This window comes from Streptomyces sp. NPDC031225, assembly GCF_055570355.1.
This window is the reverse complement of the sequence record NZ_JBVIHJ010000007.1, coordinates 26,820-47,475: the sequence shown is the minus strand read 5'-3', so window position 1 is coordinate 47,475 and position 20,656 is coordinate 26,820. Positions and strand designations below refer to the sequence as shown.

The following is a 20,656-nucleotide window of genomic DNA, read 5'->3' as shown; positions in this document are numbered from 1 at the left end:
GCGTACGTTCACCCGTGTTCACCCGTACAGGGAATCTGTACGGGTGAACACGCCGGTGTCACGAAGGCTGCCGGGCCGGAGGCTCGGGCACGGAAGGCCGCACCATCAGCAGCGGCGTGGTGGGCGGTGGGGGAGCGGGCGGTCCGGGAACCGGTGCGATGCAGACCTTGCCCGTCGCGTTCAGATAGTTCTTCAGCCCGGGCGGGTCATAGCCAGGGTCCGGCGGTGTCCTGTAGCGGAGCCGGGCGGTCTCGGCGACGCACTCGTGGCCGTCGAGGGGACCGTCCTTCGTGGCCCGGGCCTGGCCGATGGGTCGGTTCAGGCGTGGGGCCAGACGGAACAAGCCGTTGAAGGAGTCGTGGATCTCGCCCAGGGGCCGCAAGGGGCCCGTGCCGAGGGCGGCGGTGTCGAGGGCCAGACCGAACCTGACGGCCTTGTCGACCGTCCACAGCAGGCTGAGGTCGGACAGGGCGGTGTCCTGGTAACCGCCCCCGATGTCACAGTGCACCCCGCTGAACCAGACCTGGCTCAGTTCCTGTTCCTCCGGACCGACACCGGGCTGCTGATGCCACAGGGCCGGCTGGAACGCCTGCCGCTCCTCGTCGACCGCGACCGCGTGGAACGCACCCTCGACCCAGCTGCTCAACTCGGTGTCGTGGAAGGCCCAGTGGCTGTTGACCCACTTGACCAGCGGCCACAGCACATGGGGTCCCGGGATCGGGATGCCGAGGGCGCCGACCGTGTCCCAGACGCCGATGAAGCGGATCTTCGTCTCGTGGGAGTAGTCCCTCCGGAAGTCCTTGGACACCTGCTCGGCCGGCTTCTTGCCCCGGTCCCGGTACAGGTCCCACGCCTGCGCCAGCCGGTTCTCGTGCTCCAGCCGCAGGATCCCGGAGTTGCGCACCAGCCCCGCCAGACTGCGCACGGTGTAGGCGCCCCGGCTGAACCCGAAGAGGAACAACTCGTCCCCTGGCTCGAAGTTCTCGACGAGGAAGCAGTAGGCCTCCCGCACCTTCTCCGACAGGCCCCACCCGAACGCGCCACCCGGCAGCTTCTCGGTCCACTTGGTCCCGACGCCGTTCAGGTAGCCGACCCGCTGTTCCGTGCCGTCGGCGGAGGCGGGGAGTACCGCACGCGCCACCTTCGACACATTGGTCCGATATTTCTGGTTCGCCGCGTTCCATGTTCCGTCGCAGCAGACCACCAGGCGTTTCGCCATGGCATCCCACCTCCTGGGAAGTCCCCCGACCCCTGTGGAGAAGAGCCCGGAACCGCCCGGCAGATACACCCCGGGCGCGAATCACATGACGGCCCCGGCTTCTCGCGGAGCCCGGTCACGCAGACGCGGGGCTTTCCGTTCGGACGCGGCGTCGGCTCGTCGGCACCGTCTTGCCGGGGCCGGCGGCCAGTTGCCTCTTCACGTCGGCGCGGAAGTCGTCCATGTCGAAGCTCGGGTCGATCTTCCCGGGCTGCACCTCCTTGTGCCCGGCCACGGACCTCTCGCTCCAGCCGTGGGCCCGGCAGATCGCCGCCGCCCACAGCACGGCCTGCCGGTACTGCGCGTCCGGGTAGGGGTCCTCGCCCTTGCCGAGGTTCTCGATCTCCAGCCCGTAGAGGCAGTCGTTGCCGTCGGCCGTGGCCAGGTCGTCGTGGGGGAGGGGCTTCTCCGCGCGGATCGCGTTCAGGACGTCGATGTCGGCGTGACCCGCGTGGTTGGTACGGCCGTTGCCGATCATCCACAGCCCGGCGGTCTTGCCCAGCCACGCGTGGCACAGCGGTCCCGGCAGATCGGATCTGCCCTTGAAGCAGAGTTCCTTGTCGCCGTGCCCGCCGGTGTGGTGGATCAGCACCCCGATGACGGGACCGAAGGACTTCCCGGTCGCCGCCTCACGGTTGTGGGTCTTCCAGCCGGTGTGCTCGTGCACGGTGAGGCCCTCGGCCTTCAGTGCGGCGAGCATCTTCGCGGCGGACAGGGGAGTGGCCATCGCTGCGGTTCCCTCCGGGGCGGCGCGCGGAGGACGCGCCGGGTATGGGTCAGGGCTAGCCGCTCATGATTACGGCAGCTATGTGCCCTGTGGGGGGAATCGCGGCTTTTACAGCCGAACGGGTCGGCGATCCTCGCGGCGCCGCGCGAGGTGCCCGGCACGGCGGCCGATGGGTACGACCGCCGCACCGGCACCGGATTGCTGTCGTGCTGTCCGGTGCTGCTCCCGTGGCTGAGTGGCTGAGTGGTCGGGATCGGCGTCAGCCCGGAGCCACGGCTCGCCCGGTCTGGGGCGAGATCATGCCGGCGCACAGGCCCTTGGCCGCCAGGGTCTGGGCGATCCGAGGGATCGCCGCGCGGGTGTTGGTCGGCCAGTCGTGCATGAGGATGACCTGGCCGTTCGTGAGCCGGCCGGCCGCCGCGACGATCGCGTCGGTACTGGCGTTGTTCCAGTCCTGCGAATCGACCTGCCAGAGGACCTCGGTCAGCCCGTACTTGGCCTCGACGGCCTTCACGGTCGCGTTGGTCTCGCCGTACGGCGGCCGGAACAGCCTCGGCGTACCGCCGCCCGCGTTGGCGATCGCCTGCTGGGTGCGGGAGATCTCCGAGTCGATCGTGGCCTGGCTCTGCTGGGTCAGATGCGGGTGGGTGTAGCTGTGGTTGCCGACCCACATGCCGGCGCTGACCTGAGCCCTGACCAGGGCCGGGTTGGCGGCGGCGTTCTGGCCCGTGTTGAACATGGTGGCCCTGAGGCCGTACTGCTTCAGGGAGTTGAGCAGGGTGGTGGTGCCGCTTCCGGGGCCGTCGTCGAAGGTGAGTCCGACGTATCCGGAGCAGGCGGCGGCCTGCGCGGGGGCGGCCTGCGCGGCGACGGGGACGGTGAGGGTGCCGGCGGCGGCCAGCGCGGCGGCGGCCAGGAGCGGGAAGTGCGCCCGGGCCCTCATCACGTCACCGTGATGTTCGAGCTGCCGCTGCTCTGGTAACCCTCGGTCGCGAGGATCATGTAGTACTTGAAGCTGCCCATCGGCATGCCGGCCCGGGCCCAGGCGTCGAAGTGGTTGCCGGTGGTGATGGTGCCGCCGGTCCGCTTCGACTGCCGGACGCTCCAGTACTGGTTGAAGGTCTTGGTGCCCTCCACGGAGGGGGCGTTGTAGCGGGTGGTCTGGTAGATGTCGTAGGTCCCGCCGTCGCTGGTGACCGTCCCCTTGTACGTGCCCGTGGGCCGGTAGGTGCCCCAGTTGTCGACGACGTAGTACTCGACCAGCGGGCTGGACGTCCAGCCGTAGAGGGCCAGGTAGGCGTTGCCGGACGGGTTGAAGCTGCCCGAGTAGCTCACGGTCCTGCGTGAGCCGTTGCTCCAGCCCTTGCCGGCCACGAAGTTGCCGGTGTTGCGCCATGAAGTGCTGTAGTTGCCGCCGGAGTTCAGGGTCATGGAGACCGTGCCCTGGCTGTCGGTCCAGAACGAGTAGTAGTAGCCGTTGTTGGTCCCGGTCTGGTTGGTGGTGATGACCGTGGCCGCTTCGGCGGTGCCGGGCAGGGCCAGAGTGGCTCCGCCGGCCAACAGCAGCGCGCAGACGCCGCGACGCGTGGGGTGTGCGGGTGTGTCAGTCATGTTTCACAGTTTTGGTCTGCCCCTGTCAAGCGTCAACAGTTTCGGCAGATGTTTCGAATGCTTCGGCAGCCCTCTCACCTGAGGAAACCTGCGAAATCTTTCGGAAGATCGCGGGGATGGAAGATCGAAAATCCGAACCAGACTCCGAATGTTTCGAAGACCTTCCGGAGATCCGGACGCTAGCGATCCTCGTTCCGGCACGGAGACGCGTCCGGCAGATGGTCCCTCGCCCAGGCGGCGAGCTCCCTGAGGGCGGGCTCCAGTGCGGCACCCGCCGCGGTCAGCCGGTAGGAGACCCGCAGCGGGGGACCCTCGTCCACCTCGCGAAGCACGAGCCCGGCCGCGCCGAGCTCGACTAGCCGGTCGGCGAGCATGCGCTCGCTGAGGCCGGGGATGGCCCGCCGCAGCTCGGAGAAGTAGGTCGGCCGCTCCATGAGCACGGCGAGGATCGGGCCGTTCCAGCGCTTACCGAGCAGCCCGAAGACGCGGGTGATGCCATCGTCGACCCGCTTGCACGGTTCCCGGTCGTGGATCTGCTCGGCCGTCATGAGTGCAGGGTACCTTTGTGCCGTACGGTAGTGAAAAAAAGTAAGTACCTGTGCTAGATATAGCTAGGTACCGATCCTTAGCTCATTACCGCGATGGAGAACCTCATGGCCACCTTGCTGCACATCGACTCCTCGGTCATGCCCGACGGCGCCTCCGCCTCCCGCGCCGTGACGGACGCCTTCCGCAAGGCGTGGCAGGACCAGCACCCGGCCGGCACGGTGATATACCGCGACCTGGCCACGGACCCCGTCCCGCACATCAGCGCCGACGCCCACACCGCCGGCTTCGCCGACCCGGCCACCCACACCCCCGAGCAGGCCGCGGCCTTCGCCGCCCGCCTGGAGCTCATCGAGGAACTGGAGGGCGCGGACGCGATCCTCATCGGCGCCCCGATGTACAACTACACGATCCCCTCGACCCTCAAGGCCTGGCTGGACAACGTGGTCCTCTTCGGTCGCACCGGCGGCGAGAACCCCTCCGCCAAGGGCACCCCGGTCACCGTCGTCGCCAGCCGCGGCGGCTCCTACGCCCCCGGCACCCCGCGCGAGTCCGACGAGTTCGTCCAGACCTACCTGAAGGCGCTCCTCGGAGGCGCTCTCGCGCTCGAAGTCGACTTCATCGTCCCCGAGATGACCATGGCCCCGCACAACCCGGCCCTCGCCGAGTTCGTCCCGCTGTTCGAGGCCTCCCGCGCGCAGGCCCTCCAGGACGCGGAGGTCAAGGCGAAGGTGCTCGCCGAGCGCCTCGCCGCCTGAGCCGGGGGCGCAGGGGTCGCAGAGGTCGCCGGGCAAGTCGCCGGACAAAGAGAAAGGCAAGGAGGTCGCCCCACTCCTTGCCACTCTCAACCTATAGCGCACGGGGGGACTTGCGGCAAGGCCCCCGTCCGGGCGCAGAATTACCGGCCGAGGCCAGAAGCTGCCGTAAATGGGGTATTTGATACATGCATGTTGTTCTGTCCGTGTACGGTTCACTGCCGGTCGGGGCGCCGGTGCGCGCCCTGGTGGCCGTGAAGGCGCCGGTCGACATCGTCACCGCCGACCCCGCATCGGAGCTGCTGCCGTGAACCCCCTTCCCACGAGCGTGTTCGCCCTCCCCGACCGGCTCGCCGCCAAGGCCGACCCGACGCTGATCGCCGGCGACGAGCGGCACTTCGCGGCCATCGCGGAATGCCTGGAGCAGACGATCGCCGAACTGTCCGGGACCCTCGACGCCACCCGCAGGGCGCCCGGCGGCATCGGCCAGGAGGCGATGGACCGGGACACGGAGATCCACCGGCTCAGCGCCCGCCTGCGCACCCTGCGCCGCTTCGGCCTGGACCTGTGTCTCGGGCACATGGTCGGCGCGGACGACCCCGAGCCGGTGTACGTCGGACGGCTCGGCCTCACCGACAGCACCGGCCGCCGGCTGCTGGTCGACTGGCGTTCCCCGGTGGCCGAGCCGTTCTTCGGCGCCACCCACGCCAACCCGATGGGACTGGCGAGCCGCCGCAGGTACCGCTGGACCGCCGGCCGCGTCGGCGACTACTGGGACGAGGTGTTCGCCCCGGACGGGTTCGCCGGACACCACGCCTCACTCGACGACCAGTCCGCCTTCATCGCCGGTCTGGGCAGCGACCGTTCGGAACGGATGCGGGACGTCCTCGGCACCATCCAGGCCGACCAGGACGCCATCATCCGCGCCGGATCGCGCGGCGCGCTCGTCGTCGACGGCGGCCCGGGCACCGGCAAGACCGTCGTCGCCCTGCACCGCTCCGCCTACCTCCTGCACTCCGACCCGCGCCTCGGTCACCGCCGAGGCGGCGTGCTCTTCGTCGGCCCGCACCGGCCCTACCTCGCCTACGTCTCCGACGTCCTGCCCAGCCTGGGCGAGGAGGGCGTACAGACCTGCGTACTGCGGGACTTCGTGGCCGAGGGAGCCACGGCCGGAGTCGAGAGCGACCCGGAGGTGGCCCGACTGAAGTCGTCCGCCGACCTGGTGCGGGCCATCGAGAAGGCCGTCGGGTTCTACGAGGAACCGCCCACCGAGGGCATGACCGTCACGACCCACTGGTCCGACATCCCGCTGAGCGCCGGCGACTGGGCCGACGCCTTCGACGCGGCGGAAGGCGCCCCGCACAACGACGCCCGCGACCAGGTCTGGCAGGCGCTGCTCACCATCCTGGTGGACAGGCACGACGGCGACGCCCCGGAGAACCTGCTGCGCAAGTCGCTTCGGCAGAACAGGGAGTTGCTCGCCGCGTTCAACCGCGCCTGGCCGCTGCTCGAAGCCGCCGACCTCGTCTCCGACCTGTGGACGGTCCCCGCCTATCTGCGGATGTGCGCTCCCTGGCTCGACCGCGACGACGTGACGAAACTCCAACGCGCCGACGGCCAGGCGTGGACCGTGTCCGACCTGCCGCTCCTGGACGCGGCACGGCAGCGGCTCGGCGACCCGGGAGCCTCGCTGCGCAAGCGCCGGCACGAGGCCTCCGTGGCCGCCCAACGCGAGCAGATGGCCACGGTCGTCGAGAGCCTGAGCTCGGTCGCCGACGACGAGTACGGCATGGGCCTGGTGTCTATGCTGCGCGGCGAGGACTTCCACCAGGCACTGGTCGACGAGAACACCCTGCACACCGCCGACCCCGACCTGCTCGCCGGTCCGTTCGCGCACGTCGTCGTCGACGAGGCACAGGAACTGACCGACGCGGAGTGGCAGATGCTGCTGCTGCGCTGCCCGTCCCGCAGCTTCACCATCGTCGGCGACCGCGCCCAGGCCCGGCACGGCTTCACGGAGACCTGGCAGGAACGGCTCGAACGGATCGGCCTCGACCGTGTCACCCTCGCCTCCCTGAGCGTCAACTACCGCACCCCGGAAGAGATCATGAAGGAGGCCGAGCCGGTCATCCGCGCCGCCCTCCCGGACGCCAACGTGCCCACCTCCATCCGCTCCACCGGCGTCCCCGTCACCCACGGCTCCACCGCGGACCTGACCCCGACCCTCGACACCTGGCTCAGCACCCACCCCGACGGCATCGCCTGCGTCATCGGAGCCCCCGCCTTCACCTCGCCGAGCCCTCGCATCCGGTCCCTCCCCCCGGAACTCTCCAAGGGCCTCGAATTCGACCTGGTCGTCCTCGTCGACCCGGAGAACTTCGGCGCGGGCATCGAGGGCGCGGTCGACCGCTATGTCGCGATGACCAGGGCGACCCAGCGACTCGTGATCCTCACGAGCTCCTGAGGCGCGGCCGGCCCGGCCACGAGGGCGCTGTGACCGGAATCATCTTCACCAAAGGTGTAATCGTCATGCAAGGTTCCACTTAGCACTTCGGGCACTTTCCACCCCTGAGTGACAAGTCGGCCTTTGGCGTACTCAAGTGGGTGATCATGGCCATCTCCGCAACCGTCACGGACGGTTCCCCGTCCCGTCGCACCGCCCGGATGGTGAAGCGGCAGGCAGCCTGGAAACCGGGCTTCCTGTCCCTTCTGGTCACCGCGGCCCTCGCCTACGCCTTCTCCGCCACGCTGTACTCACCCCGGGTGACGCTGATGGGCTGGGCGGTCACCGTCCTGTGGACGCTGCCCGTCGTCAGCTCGTTCGTCGGCGTCACCGGTGCCGTGCTGACCCGCCGCCGTATCGCCCGCCAGCGCGGCTGGACCTCCGCGGCACCGGCGCTGCACGACCGGCTCGTCGTGCTCGTCCCGACCATCGGCCGCGACGACACCTACCCGGCACTGGAACGGTCGGTGCTCTCGTACTGCGCGTTCCTGCCGCACTGGTTCCCCGACCTGCGCATCGACATCCTCACGGAGGAGGGCTGCGAGGCCGCCGCCCGCATCGACGCCCTGGCCGCGCGCAGCCCCCTGATGCGGGTGGTCACCGTGCCGAAGGCCTACCGCACCCCGAACGGCACCCGCTTCAAGGCCCGCGCCAACCACTACGCCCACGAGCTGCGCATCGCGGAGCGCGAGGCCCTGGACGACGTATGGGTGCTGCACATGGACGACGACACCGGTGTCGGCCCCGACACCGCCGAACAGGTCGCCCGTTTCATCAACGCCCAACGCCGTGCGGGCCCCGACGGCAAGCACCTCGCCCAGGGCATGCTGACCTATCCGCGCGAGAACGCCGTCAACCGGCTGACCTGGCTGGCCGACGCGATCCGCCCCGCCGACGACATCGCCCGCTTCGCCGTCCTCACCGGCGGCGGCACCCCGCTGGCCGGACTGCACGGCGAACTCCTGCTGCTCCGCGCGTCCATCGAGGCCACCATCGGCTGGGACTTCGGCCCGGACTCCATCTGCGAGGACGCCCACCTCGCCCTGGTCTTCGCCAGCCGCTACAAGGGCCGCAGCGACTGGTTCTCCGGCCGCAGCTACGGCGCGTCCCCGGCCACCATGCGGGACTTCCTCAAGCAACGCGAGCGCTGGTCCTGGGGCCTGGTGGGCCTGGCCTTCAACCGCAGCCTGCCGCGCCGTTCCCGCGCCCTGCTCATGTACAGCGTGACGACCTGGGTGATGGGGCCCTTCCAGCACGTCGGCGTCGTCCTCGCGGTCGGCGCGCTGCTCGGCGACCTCAACACCTCGCCCGTCACCCCGTGGATCCTGCCCCTGTGGGCGGTGACCATGGGCTACGCGGTCTGGATGTACTGGGAAGGCCTCAAGATCAACGCCTCGGTGTCGGCCAACGGCCGCCGCCTGTGGTGGGAGCCGATGGCGGTGATCGCCCTGATGCCGTTCTTCGCGCTCTGGGAGGCGGCCGGGTCCTTCCGGGGACTGCTGCGCTGCCTGCGGGGCGTGGAGAACCAGTTCGTCGTCATAGCGAAACCGGCCTGAGAAATGCGTACCCGTACCCGTGCCCGTCTCTACGGTCTCGTCCTGCTCGTTCTCCTGTCGACGGCCGCGTGCGTCTCCCCGGCGGCACCGACGGCGACGACCCCGGCGTCCCCGGCAACCCTGGTGTCCCCGTCCGCGAGCCGGCCCCCGGCCCCCGCGAAGGTCGCCCACCCCTGGCAACCCGGCGACCCCCAACTCGGCGCGCAGGTCCTCTGGTACGCCTACCCGGGCGAGACCGACGCGTCCGTGCGCACCGACGCCCTGCGCGTGGTGGACTACATGGTCGGCAAGCACATGAACGCGATCTCGGTCACCTTCCCGTTCGCGACCACCGGCCCCACCTCGAACCGGGTCGCCGCCTCGGCCAGGACACCGTCCGTACGGCACCTGGGAATGCTCCTGGACACCGCGAGGGCGGCCGGACTGCGCATCACCGTGCGCCCCCTGCTCGACGAGAAGAACCTGGTCGCCAAGGACCCCCTGGCCTGGCGCGGCTCACTCGCCCCCACCGACAGGGCGGCCTGGTTCCGCTCGTACGGGGCATTCCTCGCGCCCTACCTCACCCTCGCGGCCCGCCACCACGCGAGCACCTTCGTCCTCGGGGTGGAACTGACATCGCTGGAGGACGACCCGCGCTGGCACACCCTGACCGCCACGGCGCACAAGTCCTTCCCCGGTGAACTGTCCTACGACGCCAACTGGGACGACTACGTCTCCCGCCACGTCCCCGTCCCCGTCGACCACCTGGGCATAGACGCCTACTTCCCCCTGGCCGGACTCGGCGACGACGCCTCCGTCGCGCAGATCGCCGCGGGCTGGCAGCGCTGGCTGGACCGCAAGGGCACCGGGAAACTGCCCCGGATCGTGCTGAGCGAGGTCGGCATCATCGCCGAGGACGGCGCCTACCGTCACCCGGCCGTGTGGAAGGGGGGCGGGAAACCCAACCCCACCGTGCAGAAACGCTGGTTCGAAGCGGCCTGCCGGGTCGCCCGGGACCGCGACATGGCCGGCCTGTACTGGTGGAACCTCGACTTCCACGCCGACCCCGAGGCCGGCACCCCGGCCGGCTCCCCCACCTCCTTCCTCGGCCGCCCAGCCGAATCCGTCATCACCTCCTGCTTCCGGACCTGGCCGAGATGAACCAAGAGCACTGCGCACACCGCCCGCCGAACCCGGCCGAGACGCACGGGCACACCCGTGCCGTACGGACCGAGGAGCGGGCGGCCGGCCCCGGCGGGTTCCCGGCCGTGTTCGCGGGACCGGCCGGTGCCGTTCCCTTCGTGGGCACCCCTCGCCTCCCGGCCCGCCCTGTCGAGCCCGCGCCGGACCCGGCACCGGCTTCTGCGGACGAGGCGAGCGCAAGACGGTTCTCCGCCGTGGACGGCCTGCGGGGCGCGGCCGTGCTGGCCGTTCTGCTCTACGACACCGGCGCCGGCGGACGGTGGATCTCCTGGTCCGGCGCGGGCGTCGACGTCCTGCTGGTCCTCTCGGGTTTCCTGACCACCCTGCCCCTGATCCGCAGGGCGACGGCCACCGGAACGACCGGCGTCCTGGGCTTCCTGGCCCGCCGGACCAAGCGCATGGTCCCCGCCCTGCTGGTGTCGGTCACCCTGACCTTCGCGGTCTGCTGGGCGCTGGGCCCGCCACGTGTCGTCCGCGACCTCACCCGGCAGGCCGCGTCGGTCCTCCCCGGCCACGGAGGCTGGGCCGACTGGCTGCGGGGGAGCCCCCTGGGCACGGTCCCCACGACGGACTCACCGCTCGCTCCCCTGTGGCTGGGTGACGTCACCGCGCGTTCCGTCCTCGTGTGGTCCCTTCTGCTGGCGTGCGTCGGCCTCCTGGCCCGCCGCCGGCTCGCCGCCGTGAGCCTGGCCGTCGCACTGCTCACCGGTGCGGCGACGGTCGCGGCGGCCCGCGGGATGCTGCCCGGCGTCGGCGTCGTCACCGACCTGCGGGCACTCGCCCTGCCGGCCGGCGCCGGTGCCGCCTGCCTCGTACACCTGGCCGAACGCGGCGGTCGCGCGCTGTCCCGCCCGGCTGCCGTACTGACGGCGGTGACCGGCCTCGCCGCGGCGGCGGCCCTGGCGGTCTCGGCGGTCCTCCGCGGCGGCGGACCGGGCGAGAGCCGGTACGTGGTCGCGGTCGCCCTGGCCGCGGCCCTGCTGACGGCGGTGGTCTGCACCGGCCGAGGCCCCCTGGCCCGACTGCTCTCGACCGACCTGCTCACCGAGGTCGGCCGCATGTCGTACAGCCTCTTCCTGCTGCACCTCCCCGTGTACTGGCTGCTGCGCCGGGGCCAGCCCGGCCTCAGCCCGCTCGCCCTGTTCCTGGTCGGGGGTGTGGTGACCTGGTTCCTGTCGCTGCTCGTCCACTACCTGCTCGTGGAACGCCTGGCGGGCCGCTCCTGGCGCTCTCGCTGACCTGTGCGTTCCGCGGACGGGTTGTCGGGTGCGTCAGGTCGTCACAGGACGCCGAGACGCCCCCGTACGCACTGATGGTCCGACCGGAACGTTCCGGTCGGACCATCAGTGCTGCTTCGAAGACGACGGCGAGGGCGGCGGTGGCGCCTCGCGCCTGTCCGTCGGTCAGACGGCCGTGGGGGTCCCGAGCATCGCGGAGGCCTCTTGGAGAGGGCTGAGCGCGCGCGTGGGTGCGGCGGCCGGTGAGACGTCGCGGCAGGTGAAGCCGAGGTGCGCCATGGCCCTGAGGACCTCGGCGGCGCTGAAGTCGCGGCGGTCCTGACGCGTGATGACCTGCCCGACCTGCTTGGCGGGGTAGGTGCGACGGCCGATGATCACGGACGCCCCGGTGACTTCCTCGGGCTTGACGCCCTTCATCGATTCCAGGACGCCGAACTTGGTGAGGTCGAAGGGGAAGCGGGCGATGACGAAGCGCATGATGCCTCACAGGGAGAAGAACGAGGGGACGGTTCTGCCGCGGTCGAGGTGGTTCAGCGGGTCAGGGCGAGGACACCCAGGGCGTTGCCGTGTTCGTCGACCACGGGCAGGGCGTCGAGCAGGCGGTGACGCATCGTGTGCTCGGCTTCGGCCATGGTGGTCACGGGGGAGGCGAAGGGCCCCGGGTCGACGAGGATGTCCCGCAGCTGGACCCGGTCCGTGTACAAGGTGCTGTCGCGGACCGCGGTGAGCCGGGCCCGGGTGAGAAGCCCGGTGCACACGCCGTCGTTGTCGCAGACGATCAGGTGCCCGGTGCGGGCGCTCGCCATGACGGACAGGGCCACCTCGACGGTCATGTCGTCACAGACCTGCGGTCCGGCGGTCTGCATGGCGTCGGCCACCGTCCTGGGTACGGGGGCGGCAGCCGTCGAGCGGAGCTCCATCTGAACGATCGTCACAACGTGCCTCCTGCAGAGGTGGGCCAGTTTCCGCAACCTGAACACGAAGTGCTTTACGCCGCCGGGTTGAACGACGACTGACGCCCGGTCCTGCGCCGGGCAGCCGAGGCGGGGCTGCGGCGGCCGCGTGACGACGTCGTGCTGCGCTGACGCCGCTCGGCGACCGGCGCGGTGATCGTCACCGGGATGCCGGAGGGTGCCTGGGCACCGGTGATCCGGCCGAGCGCCTCATCGCCGGTGCGGACCTGGGTGGTCTCGGGCACGATGCCGGCGGTGTTCATGAGGCGGCTCATGTCGCGACGCTGGTTGGGGGTGACCAGGGTGACGACCCGGCCGGACTCGCCGGCGCGGGCGGTACGGCCGCCGCGGTGCAGGTAGTCCTTGTGGTCGGTCGGCGGGTCGACGTTGACGACCAGGTCGAGGTTGTCGACGTGGATGCCGCGGGCGGCGACGTTCGTGGCCACGAGCACGGTGACGTGCCCGGTCTTGAACTGGGTCAGGGTCCGGGTGCGCTGCGGCTGCGACTTGCCGCCGTGCAGGGCGGCGGCCCGGACACCGCTGTTCAGCAGGTCCTGCGTCAGCCGGTCGACGGCGTGCTTGGTGTCCAGGAACATGATCACCCGGCCGTCGCGCGCCGCGATCTGCGTGGTCGTCCAGTGCTTGTCCGCGCCGTGGACGTGCAGCACGTGGTGCTCCATCGTGCTGACCGCACCCGCGGACGGGTCGACGGAGTGCACGACCGGGTCGGTGAGGTAGCGGCGGACCAGGCGGTCGACGTTGCGGTCGAGGGTGGCGGAGAACAGCATCCGCTGGCCTTCGGGGCGGACCTGGTCCAGGAGCGCGGTGACCTGCGGCATGAAGCCCATGTCGGCCATCTGGTCCGCCTCGTCGAGGACGGTGATCGCGACCTGGTTCAGCCGGCAGTCACCGCGGTCGATGAGGTCCTTGAGCCGGCCCGGCGTGGCGACGACGACCTCGGCTCCGGCGCGCAGCGCGTTGGCCTGCCTGCTGATCGACATTCCTCCGACGACCGTGGCGAGCCGCAGCTGCACCGAGCGGGCGTAGGGGGTGAGCGCGTCGGTCACCTGCTGGGCCAGCTCACGCGTCGGCACGAGGACCAGGGCCAGCGGCTGGCGGGGCTCGGCGCGCTGTCCGGCGGTGCGGGCCAGCAGGGCCAGGCCGAAGGCGAGGGTCTTGCCGGAGCCGGTGCGTCCGCGGCCCAGGGCGTCGCGGCCCGCGAGGGTGTTGGGCAGGGTCGCGCCCTGGATCGGGAACGGGACGCTCACGCCTTGCGCGGTCAGCGCGGCCAGCAGCTGCTGGGGCATGTCCAGGTCGGCGAACGCCTCGACCGCGGGCAGTGCGGGAGTGATCGTCTCCGGCAGGGCGAACTCGCCCTGGACCGCGGCGGGCCGTCGGCCGTAGCCGCCGGAACGGCTCGGACCCCCCGAGCGGCTCGGACCCCCGGAACGGCTCGGGGCGGACGATCCGAAGCGGCTGCCCCGGCTCGAACCGGCACCGGCGCCGAAGGTGGCGCCGTCGCCACGGTTGCGGCGGGAAGATCGGTCATTCGTACGTGCGGAGTTCATGGAGAACCTTCCTTGATACGGCACGTATCAAGGAATTCCCGCAGCGTAAGCAGCGCGGGGAATCTCAAGAACGGACCGAATGGAATACGAAAAGAAATCTGGGGGGTGCAGTTGATCGGGCGTGGGTCGCATCGGCGGAATTTCTTGTGCCATAAGGGCGTGAAATCCCGGACGCCGAACTCCTGCCGGTTGCGCCTCGGACGAGGCGGGTGTCCCTGGAAATGTCCGCAGCTGGGGCCCGCACCCCGAGGGATGCGGGCCCCAGCTACGAAGTACGCGTCAGCGTCAGGCGAGGACGATGTTCTCGGCCGTCGGGCCTTTCTGGCCCGCCGCGATGTCGAAGGTGACCTTCTGGCCTTCGAGCAGCTCGCGGAAGCCCTGGGCGGCGATGTTCGAGAAGTGGGCGAACACGTCGTCGCCCCCACCGTCCTGCTCGATGAAACCGAAACCCTTGGCCGCGTTGAACCACTTCACTGTGCCTGACGCCATGTCTTATCTCCTCTTGGGCAGTACGCCGAGACCCGCGAGGCGAAGGCGCTTGTAAGTTTTTGGGAACCACAACTGCAACTGAGATCGACAGTAGCACGAGGTGATGGCCCAGGGGCGGTAAATGCCTTTACCCAGCCGATTGCGGCAAAAACACTTTCCGCGCGACGGGTCAAACTCTCACGTGGCGGCCATAGATATTGACCCACTCGGAGCGCAGCGTTTCAGGGCGGGCAGTCGCCGTTAAGCGCTCAAAAGAGCGAGCTTATTCCGGTGGCGGTCGGTGTGCGGGTCGGTGTGCGCGTCAGTGCGCGGTCGGTGCGCCGCTCAGTAGGTGGCCAGGGAAATGGCGATGTAGTGCGCGGCGAAGGCGGCCACGGTCAACGCGTGGAACACCTCGTGGAAGCCGAACCACCGGGGTGAGGGGTCGGGCCGCTGGAGGGCGTAGACGACCGCGCCCGCGCTGTAGAGAAGGCCGCCGACCACGACCAGGGTGAGGACGGCCACCCCGCCCGCATGCAGGAAGTCGGGCAGGTAGCGCACCGGTGCCCAGCCCAGGGCCAGGTAGCACGGGGTGTACAGCCAGCGCGGGGCGCCGACCCACAGGACCCGGAACGCGATGCCGGCCACCGCGCCCGTCCACACGATCCACAGCAGCACGGATCGCTGGTCCGGCGGGAGGAGGAGCACAGCCAGAGGGGTGCAGGTGCCGGCGATGATCAGGAAGATGTTGGCGTGGTCGAGACGTCGTAGAAGAGCCTCGCCCAGCGGCCCCCAGGTGCCGCGGTGGTAGATGGCACTCGTCGCGAACAGCAGCCAGGCGGTGACCGAGTACACGGCACAGGCCAGGGCCGCCTGCGGGGTCGGAGCCAGACAGATGAGCACGATGCCTGCGATCAGCGCGGCGGGGACCATGCCGGCATGGAGCCAGCCCCGCAGCCTCGGCTTGATCGGCTCCACCAGGTCGGCCGCCCGCTCGACCAGAGCGGCGACCGTGTGGACGTTCTCTCCCGTGTCGTCGTCCTGTGGTCCGCGGGGCTGTCCGATGTCGTGGTGCTCCCCACGCTCCGAGGCGATGTGCACGCGCTCGACCTCAGCTGCGTCACGGGACATGGCTTCCCGTCCTCCTTCGGACTCCTGGGTGTCACTTACAGGCATGTGTTCATGCTAGGAGACCGTGCAGGACGGTCTTTCGAGAGGCCGGTCCGACGAACGCCTGGACATCTGCCCCGCAAACCGCCCGGGCATGCGCAGCAGAACGCCCACGCCGAAGACGTGGGCGAAGGCGTGCGCGACGGGAACTCCCGGCCCATGACCACGCGCGACGGCGCGCGGTCTCACGCAGCGGGCGGTCGGGACGCCTCGGCGGCGCGGCGGTATTCGGCGTTGATGCGCTGAGCTTCCTCGAGCTGGTCTTCGAGGATGACGATGCGGCAGGCGGCCTCGATGGGGGTGCCCTGGTCGACGAGCGCGCGGGCACGGGCGGCGATGCGCAGCTGGTAGCGGGAGTAGCGGCGGTGGCCGCCCGCGGAGCGGAGCGGCGTGATGAGACGGGCTTCGCCGATGGCCCGGAGGAAGCCCTGCGTGGTGCCGAGCAACTCGGCGGCCCGGCCCATGGTGTAGGCGGGGTAGTCGTCGTCGTCAAGACGCCCGAACGAGTCGTCTGCTGTCATCGCACCTCTCTGTGGAACGCGTGGAGGGGCCCCGGTGCCGAATGGCACCAGGGCCCCGAAGGAAACTGCTACACCATCTGCCGGCCCTGGTACTGCGCCGGCCTTCTGTGTCCGCGGGCCCGACCTGAGAGCAGTCGGGGCTGCGGGGATCGCGGTTGCTCGACCGGAGACCACCTCACTATCGATGTCCTGCGGTACCCGGGCCCAAGATGTCCGCCCGGGCGATCCTGATGGTGCCTGGATCCTCCGTTCTTTCCCTCTGGCTGAACTGATACTGCTGGTGTTGCGTACTGCGGATGTTGCGAACTGCTGGTGGCCTGTCACAGCGCCACTCTTCGGCAGCCAGCCCCGTCGCCCGTCCTGCATCTGCTCCGGCTTGGAACCCCACTACCGAACCTCCCGGCACGCGCGCCCGCAGCCGACGCCTTTACCGAGGTACCGCTGAACAGCACTGCTGGTCCTGCGAACTGCACTTGCCGAACTGCCTGGCGACCCCTGATCACTGCGGGTCACCCGGTGCGGTCGTCAGTCCCGTCGCCGTCCTGCATCAACCCTGGCTTCGGAACTCCACCACCGCACCGTCCTGCGAACTGCACCTACTGGTACTTCTGCCCGGCAGTTCGTGTCTGCCGGGCCTTGCTCGATCTCGGCTACGAGAGAAACCATAACCACATCACCGCGCAATGTCTACTGCGGCCAGGATAGATTTCTGGACTCCGGGGAGAGAGATGGTCGACCACGACCAGGGCAGGGGCCGCCGCGAGGGACCGGGCACGCCGGGCCGCAACGCCAGAGGCCCGTACGTGCCCACGGCGTTGGATGAACTCCCCACGCGAGTACGCCCGTTGACGCCCTAGTCGACGTCCACCCGGCCGTTCTTCGGCTTCTGCTCCTTGCCGGAGGGCAGTTGGAGCAGGCTGCTGTCCTCGCTCGCCCCGGGGCGGCCGTCTGGGCGGTGGCCGTCGGAGTCCTGTCCGCCCAGGTTCTGCCGGACCGAGTCGAGGATCGTCAGCCCCTGCGACACCAGGCCCGCGGCGATCTCGCCGAGCCCGTCCGCGCCGTTGAGGACGTTGACGTTGGCACCCGCCAGGCCGCCCGCGGCCTCCTTGACGATCTGCGGGAGCTGGTCGATCAGCATCCGGTCGAGTGCGACCCGGTCGTACGAGGCCGCCGCCTCCGCCTGGATCTTCATCCGCTGCGCCTCGGCGGCCGCGAGGATCCTGATCCGCTCGGCCTCGGCCTCGGCGGGCTTCACGATCTCGGCCACCAGCTGCTGCTGGCGCAGCTTGGCCTGGCGCAGGGCCAGCTCCGTCTGGGCGGCGAGCACCTCCTGCTGGGCGTCCGCCTGCGCCAGCGGCCCGGCCTGCGCGGCCTTCGCCTGGGCGCGGTCCACCTCGGCCGAGTACTCGGCCCTGACGATGGCGGTCTGCCGGGCGTACTCCGCCTGGTTGCGGGCCGCCGCCTGCTCCGCCTCGACCGAGGCCTGGGTGGCCTGCGCCTGGGCGATCTGGGCCTGCCGCTGGATGGCCGCCTTGTGCGGCGCGGACATCGCGTCGATGTAGCCGGTGTCACCGTCGTCGATCGACTGGATCTGAAGGGAGTCGACGGTCAGGCCGATCTTCGCCATCTCGGTCTTCGAGGTGTCCAGGACCTCCGCGGCCAGCTTCTGCCGCTCGGTGACGATCTCCTCGACCGTCATCGAGCCGATGATGGCCCGCAGATGGCCGGCGAAGATCCGGCCGGTGAGCACCGACATCTGGTCCTGGTCGGAGAGGAACCGCTGGCCCGCGTTGATGATGCTCTCGTGATCGTTGCCGACCTTGAAGGCGATGACCGCGCGGACGTGCAACGCGATGCCCTGCCTGGTCACACAGGTCTCGGTGACCTCGGACTCGCACATGGACAGGGTCAGGAACCTGACCTTGCGGAAGACCGGGAGCACGAACTTGCCGTGCCCCGTCACCACTCGAAACGGAGCGCCCCCCAGTCCCCGCCTGCCTCCCGAGATCAACATCGCCTCGTCGGGGGCGGGGACGCGGTATCCGAACATGCCTGTACTCCTCAGCCGGCGCCGGCGGTGTCATCGCCGAGCGCGTCCAATGGATCCACCCACTCGATGACGCCGACCTCGCGGCATCCCCGTGATTCGATCACGAGCACCGTCGCGCCCGCCGACAAGGGGCTTTCCGACCAGGCGAGGAACGTCTCGGAGCCGCCTCTGACCTGCACCAGGATCTCACCGGGGCCCGCGGAACCGCGCGTTCCGATGAGCACCTTCCCCGTGCAGCCGATCACGGCCTCGTCCTGCGGCATCACCGGCCGTCCTCCTCGCCCTGGCACTGTGATTCCGACGATAGTCCCAGTCCGGCCGGGACCCAACGGGCAGGAGGATTCGGTCCGCGCCAAGGGGGATGGATGCGCGCTCAGCAGGGCATCCGGGCCGCGCGGAGACCACGGGCGGGCGCGGTGTGACCGGCCTTCCGGAGACGGCGCCAGGGCGGACGTCGGGCGGTTCGGCTTCGGCGGGTGTCGAACCGCCCGTACCCTCGTGGTGTCTACGGCGTCACATAGCGGGCGCCAAACACTGAAGGGCAATACCTCGTGCTGATCGCTCAGCGTCCCTCTTTGACCGAAGAGGTCGTCGACGAGTTCCGTTCCCGGTTCGTGATCGAGCCGCTGGAGCCGGGCTTCGGTTACACCCTCGGCAACTCCCTCCGCCGTACCCTCCTGTCGTCGATTCCCGGTGCTGCTGTCACGAGCATCCGGATCGACGGTGTCCTGCACGAGTTCACCACCGTGCCGGGCGTCAAGGAGGACGTCACCGACCTGATCCTCAACATCAAGCAGCTGGTCGTCTCCTCGGAGCACGACGAGCCTGTCGTGATGTACCTGCGCAAGCAGGGTCCGGGTCTGGTCACCGCCGCCGACATCGCGCCTCCGGCCGGTGTCGAGGTCCACAACCCCGACCTGGTTCTTGCCACGCTCAACGGCAAGGGCAAGCTGGAGATGGAACTGACGGTCGAGCGTGGCCGCGGTTACGTCTCCGCCGTGCAGAACAAGCAGGTGGGCCAGGAGATCGGCCGTATTCCGGTCGACTCCATCTACAGCCCGGTGCTCAAGGTCACGTACAAGGTCGAGGCCACGCGTGTCGAGCAGCGCACCGACTTCGACAAGCTGATCGTCGATGTCGAGACCAAGCAGGCGATGCGTCCGCGTGACGCCATGGCCTCCGCCGGTAAGACGCTGGTCGAGCTGTTCGGTCTCGCCCGTGAGCTGAACATCGACGCCGAGGGCATCGACATGGGCCCGTCCCCCACGGACGCCGCCCTTGCCGCCGATCTCGCGCTGCCGATCGAGGAGCTGGAGCTCACGGTCCGCTCCTACAACTGCCTCAAGCGTGAGGGCGTCCACTCGGTGGGTGAGCTCCTTTCGCGCTCCGAGGCCGACCTCCTGGACATCCGTAACTTCGGTTCGAAGTCCATCGACGAGGTCAAGGCGAAGCTGGCCGGCCTGGGCCTGGGCCTCAAGGACAGCCCGCCCGGATTCGACCCCACGGCCGCCGCCGACGCCTTCGGCGCCGACGACAACGCGGACGCGGGTTTCGTGGAGACCGAGCAGTACTGATCGGTTGACACCGGGTCGCTGGGGGCCGGGGGTCTGCTGAGGCCTGCTGGGGTCCGACGAGGCCTCACCAGCACAGACGCAGACGCCCTGGCCCTCCAGGCCTTCCAGGCCTGAGGGCGAGGGCGCGCCATCCATCCCCGGTACGAACAGCCCCCTCGGAGACCACTCCGAGGGGGCTGTTCGCTTCTCGATGACTTGCTGGTCGGTTTCGCGTGGCGGGCCGGTCTTTCCTCCCCGCCGGGCGCCGATCCGTCACAGCTGGCCGAGGTCGATCTCCACGGTGAAGGGAGCGCAAGCCTTCACGACACCGGTGAACATGTCGCCGATCCGGTAACTGTTTGTAGCCGGGTCGAGGATGTAGGTGTAGATCAGTGGGACGCCGGTAGGAGCCTGTTCGATCCGCCAGTAGAACGCGATACCGGCTTTGGCGTACTGGTCCAGTTTCACGATCCGGTCAGTGGTCTCCGACCCTGGCGAGACAACCTCGGCCACCAACAGAACATGCTCGGGGCGAGTGGGTGCGACGTCGATGGTGTCCGCCCGATAGACCACGACGTCTGGGCGACGGTTGGTGAGTGGCACGTCCTGGAGGCGGACATCGAAGTCCGTGTCGGCGTTCCAGTCCGGTCCAGCCGCGGAATCCAGAGCGTTCGCCAGGATCCTGGCAAGGCGGTTGTGCCGCTTGGACGCACTGGGACTCACGACGACCATCCCGTCCACGATCTCGATCCCCGCACACTGCTCTTCGGACCAGGAGTCGTATTGCTCCGCCGTGATCTGCTCATGCATCCACGCAGGGGCCACCGTCTCGGCAGTCATGACGCTCCTCCCGGCACCCGTCGGGCGGGCCTGATCCCGCTGAAATCAGCGTACTGTCCCTGCGCGACCCAGGAGTGCCGGACAAATCATTCCTTGTGCGCATCGAGGGCCTCGGCGCCTCCTCCATTTCTTCCTCGGTTTCACGCTCTCGGGCAGC

Annotated in this window: 21 protein-coding genes; 7 read left to right on the top strand and 14 right to left on the bottom strand. The window is 69.7% G+C overall.

The window, feature by feature from the left end:
- Positions 1 to 58 precede the first annotated feature (58 nt).
- The 5 genes from ACZ48Z_RS13850 to ACZ48Z_RS13830 form a co-directional block, all read right to left on the bottom strand.
- Positions 59 to 1,219 (bottom strand): DUF2235 domain-containing protein, encoded by a 1,161-nt coding sequence (locus ACZ48Z_RS13850; RefSeq protein WP_468736050.1) that lies wholly within the window; start codon positions 1,217 to 1,219, stop codon positions 59 to 61.
- Positions 1,220 to 1,334: 115 nt separating this feature from the next.
- Positions 1,335 to 1,985 carry an N-acetylmuramoyl-L-alanine amidase gene (locus ACZ48Z_RS13845; RefSeq protein ID WP_468736049.1) on the bottom strand — a complete coding sequence of 217 codons (651 nt, stop codon included), beginning with the start codon at positions 1,983 to 1,985 and terminating at the stop codon, positions 1,335 to 1,337.
- Positions 1,986 to 2,244: 259 nt separating this feature from the next.
- On the bottom strand, positions 2,245 to 2,928 hold the full coding sequence (locus tag ACZ48Z_RS13840) for a polysaccharide deacetylase family protein (RefSeq protein WP_468736048.1): 684 nt from the start codon (positions 2,926 to 2,928) through the stop codon (positions 2,245 to 2,247).
- Positions 2,928 to 3,596, bottom strand: coding sequence for a glycoside hydrolase family 11 protein (locus ACZ48Z_RS13835; RefSeq protein ID WP_468736047.1), 669 nt, complete (start codon positions 3,594 to 3,596; stop codon positions 2,928 to 2,930). The genes ACZ48Z_RS13840 and ACZ48Z_RS13835 overlap by 1 nt, the downstream gene beginning before the upstream one ends.
- 179 nt (positions 3,597 to 3,775) lie before the next feature.
- A complete protein-coding gene (locus tag ACZ48Z_RS13830; protein WP_468736046.1) occupies positions 3,776 to 4,144 on the bottom strand; it encodes a winged helix-turn-helix transcriptional regulator in 369 nt (122 codons plus the stop codon).
- Between the two features lie 105 nt (positions 4,145 to 4,249).
- On the opposite strand from ACZ48Z_RS13830, the gene ACZ48Z_RS13825 reads away from it, so the two are divergent.
- From ACZ48Z_RS13825 to ACZ48Z_RS13800, 6 genes are all read left to right on the top strand, one after another.
- Positions 4,250 to 4,900, top strand: coding sequence for an FMN-dependent NADH-azoreductase (locus ACZ48Z_RS13825; RefSeq protein ID WP_468736045.1), 651 nt, complete (start codon positions 4,250 to 4,252; stop codon positions 4,898 to 4,900).
- Between the two features lie 185 nt (positions 4,901 to 5,085).
- Positions 5,086 to 5,208 (top strand): hypothetical protein, encoded by a 123-nt coding sequence (locus ACZ48Z_RS13820; RefSeq protein ID WP_468736044.1) that lies wholly within the window; start codon positions 5,086 to 5,088, stop codon positions 5,206 to 5,208.
- On the top strand, positions 5,205 to 7,361 hold the full coding sequence (helR, locus tag ACZ48Z_RS13815; RefSeq protein WP_468736043.1) for an RNA polymerase recycling motor ATPase HelR: 2,157 nt from the start codon (positions 5,205 to 5,207) through the stop codon (positions 7,359 to 7,361). Before ACZ48Z_RS13820 ends, helR begins: the two co-directional genes overlap by 4 nt.
- A gap of 146 nt (positions 7,362 to 7,507) precedes the next feature.
- Complete coding sequence (locus ACZ48Z_RS13810; RefSeq protein WP_468736042.1) at positions 7,508 to 8,956, top strand: glycosyltransferase family 2 protein; 1,449 nt, start codon at positions 7,508 to 7,510, stop codon at positions 8,954 to 8,956.
- 3 nt (positions 8,957 to 8,959) lie between these two features.
- Positions 8,960 to 10,096, top strand: a complete 1,137-nt coding sequence (locus tag ACZ48Z_RS13805) for a glycoside hydrolase family 113 (protein WP_468736041.1) — start codon at positions 8,960 to 8,962, stop codon at positions 10,094 to 10,096.
- Positions 10,093 to 11,376, top strand: coding sequence for an acyltransferase family protein (locus ACZ48Z_RS13800; protein ID WP_468736040.1), 1,284 nt, complete (start codon positions 10,093 to 10,095; stop codon positions 11,374 to 11,376). Before ACZ48Z_RS13805 ends, ACZ48Z_RS13800 begins: the two co-directional genes overlap by 4 nt.
- Positions 11,377 to 11,541: 165 nt before the next feature.
- On the opposite strand, the gene ACZ48Z_RS13795 is transcribed toward ACZ48Z_RS13800, so the two are convergent.
- From ACZ48Z_RS13795 to ACZ48Z_RS13760, 8 genes are all read right to left on the bottom strand, one after another.
- Positions 11,542 to 11,853: an SCO5918 family protein gene (locus ACZ48Z_RS13795; protein WP_468736039.1), complete on the bottom strand. Its 312-nt coding sequence runs from the start codon at positions 11,851 to 11,853 to the stop codon at positions 11,542 to 11,544.
- A 53-nt stretch (positions 11,854 to 11,906) separates the two neighbouring features.
- On the bottom strand, positions 11,907 to 12,311 hold the full coding sequence (locus tag ACZ48Z_RS13790; protein WP_468736038.1) for a CBS domain-containing protein: 405 nt from the start codon (positions 12,309 to 12,311) through the stop codon (positions 11,907 to 11,909).
- Positions 12,312 to 12,364: 53 nt separating this feature from the next.
- Positions 12,365 to 13,897, bottom strand: coding sequence for a DEAD/DEAH box helicase (locus tag ACZ48Z_RS13785; protein ID WP_468736037.1), 1,533 nt, complete (start codon positions 13,895 to 13,897; stop codon positions 12,365 to 12,367).
- A gap of 285 nt (positions 13,898 to 14,182) precedes the next feature.
- The gene (locus ACZ48Z_RS13780) at positions 14,183 to 14,386 is read right to left on the bottom strand and encodes a cold-shock protein (RefSeq protein ID WP_384125656.1); all 204 of its coding nucleotides are present in this window, start codon (positions 14,384 to 14,386) and stop codon (positions 14,183 to 14,185) included.
- Positions 14,387 to 14,710: 324 nt separating this feature from the next.
- The gene (gene trhA, locus ACZ48Z_RS13775; RefSeq protein ID WP_468736036.1) at positions 14,711 to 15,496 is read right to left on the bottom strand and encodes a PAQR family membrane homeostasis protein TrhA; all 786 of its coding nucleotides are present in this window, start codon (positions 15,494 to 15,496) and stop codon (positions 14,711 to 14,713) included.
- 224 nt (positions 15,497 to 15,720) lie between these two features.
- A complete protein-coding gene (locus ACZ48Z_RS13770; protein ID WP_468736035.1) occupies positions 15,721 to 16,056 on the bottom strand; it encodes a MerR family transcriptional regulator in 336 nt (111 codons plus the stop codon).
- An 853-nt stretch (positions 16,057 to 16,909) separates the two neighbouring features.
- On the bottom strand, positions 16,910 to 18,106 hold the full coding sequence (locus tag ACZ48Z_RS13765; protein ID WP_468736034.1) for a flotillin family protein: 1,197 nt from the start codon (positions 18,104 to 18,106) through the stop codon (positions 16,910 to 16,912).
- An 11-nt stretch (positions 18,107 to 18,117) separates the two neighbouring features.
- Positions 18,118 to 18,369, bottom strand: a complete 252-nt coding sequence (locus ACZ48Z_RS13760) for a hypothetical protein (protein ID WP_468736033.1) — start codon at positions 18,367 to 18,369, stop codon at positions 18,118 to 18,120.
- 288 nt (positions 18,370 to 18,657) lie between these two features.
- Here ACZ48Z_RS13760 and ACZ48Z_RS13755 point away from each other — a divergent pair, with 288 nt between their 5' ends.
- Positions 18,658 to 19,680, top strand: coding sequence for a DNA-directed RNA polymerase subunit alpha (locus ACZ48Z_RS13755; RefSeq protein ID WP_468736032.1), 1,023 nt, complete (start codon positions 18,658 to 18,660; stop codon positions 19,678 to 19,680).
- Positions 19,681 to 19,932: 252 nt separating this feature from the next.
- On the opposite strand, the gene ACZ48Z_RS13750 is transcribed toward ACZ48Z_RS13755, so the two are convergent.
- A complete protein-coding gene (locus ACZ48Z_RS13750) occupies positions 19,933 to 20,499 on the bottom strand; it encodes a Uma2 family endonuclease (RefSeq protein WP_468736031.1) in 567 nt (188 codons plus the stop codon).
- Between the last annotated feature and the right edge of the window lie 157 nt (positions 20,500 to 20,656).

What these genes read in the sequence shown, in the direction of transcription:
- ACZ48Z_RS13850 (WP_468736050.1), bottom strand. Translation starts at nt 1,219, where the DNA reads ATGGCGAAACGCCTGGTGGTCTGCTGCGACGGAACATGGAACGCGGCG.
- ACZ48Z_RS13845 (WP_468736049.1), bottom strand. Translation starts at nt 1,985, where the DNA reads ATGGCCACTCCCCTGTCCGCCGCGAAGATGCTCGCCGCACTGAAGGCC.
- ACZ48Z_RS13840 (WP_468736048.1), bottom strand. Translation starts at nt 2,928, where the DNA reads ATGAGGGCCCGGGCGCACTTCCCGCTCCTGGCCGCCGCCGCGCTGGCC.
- ACZ48Z_RS13835 (WP_468736047.1), bottom strand. Translation starts at nt 3,596, where the DNA reads ATGACTGACACACCCGCACACCCCACGCGTCGCGGCGTCTGCGCGCTG.
- ACZ48Z_RS13830 (WP_468736046.1), bottom strand. Translation starts at nt 4,144, where the DNA reads ATGACGGCCGAGCAGATCCACGACCGGGAACCGTGCAAGCGGGTCGAC.
- ACZ48Z_RS13825 (WP_468736045.1), top strand. Translation starts at nt 4,250, where the DNA reads ATGGCCACCTTGCTGCACATCGACTCCTCGGTCATGCCCGACGGCGCC.
- ACZ48Z_RS13820 (WP_468736044.1), top strand. Translation starts at nt 5,086, where the DNA reads ATGCATGTTGTTCTGTCCGTGTACGGTTCACTGCCGGTCGGGGCGCCG.
- ACZ48Z_RS13810 (WP_468736042.1), top strand. Translation starts at nt 7,508, where the DNA reads ATGGCCATCTCCGCAACCGTCACGGACGGTTCCCCGTCCCGTCGCACC.
- ACZ48Z_RS13805 (WP_468736041.1), top strand. Translation starts at nt 8,960, where the DNA reads ATGCGTACCCGTACCCGTGCCCGTCTCTACGGTCTCGTCCTGCTCGTT.
- ACZ48Z_RS13800 (WP_468736040.1), top strand. Translation starts at nt 10,093, where the DNA reads ATGAACCAAGAGCACTGCGCACACCGCCCGCCGAACCCGGCCGAGACG.
- ACZ48Z_RS13795 (WP_468736039.1), bottom strand. Translation starts at nt 11,853, where the DNA reads ATGCGCTTCGTCATCGCCCGCTTCCCCTTCGACCTCACCAAGTTCGGC.
- ACZ48Z_RS13785 (WP_468736037.1), bottom strand. Translation starts at nt 13,897, where the DNA reads ATGAACTCCGCACGTACGAATGACCGATCTTCCCGCCGCAACCGTGGC.
- ACZ48Z_RS13780 (WP_384125656.1), bottom strand. Translation starts at nt 14,386, where the DNA reads ATGGCGTCAGGCACAGTGAAGTGGTTCAACGCGGCCAAGGGTTTCGGT.
- trhA (WP_468736036.1), bottom strand. Translation starts at nt 15,496, where the DNA reads ATGTCCCGTGACGCAGCTGAGGTCGAGCGCGTGCACATCGCCTCGGAG.
- ACZ48Z_RS13770 (WP_468736035.1), bottom strand. Translation starts at nt 16,056, where the DNA reads ATGACAGCAGACGACTCGTTCGGGCGTCTTGACGACGACGACTACCCC.
- ACZ48Z_RS13765 (WP_468736034.1), bottom strand. Translation starts at nt 18,106, where the DNA reads ATGTTCGGATACCGCGTCCCCGCCCCCGACGAGGCGATGTTGATCTCG.
- ACZ48Z_RS13760 (WP_468736033.1), bottom strand. Translation starts at nt 18,369, where the DNA reads ATGCCGCAGGACGAGGCCGTGATCGGCTGCACGGGGAAGGTGCTCATC.
- ACZ48Z_RS13750 (WP_468736031.1), bottom strand. Translation starts at nt 20,499, where the DNA reads ATGACTGCCGAGACGGTGGCCCCTGCGTGGATGCATGAGCAGATCACG.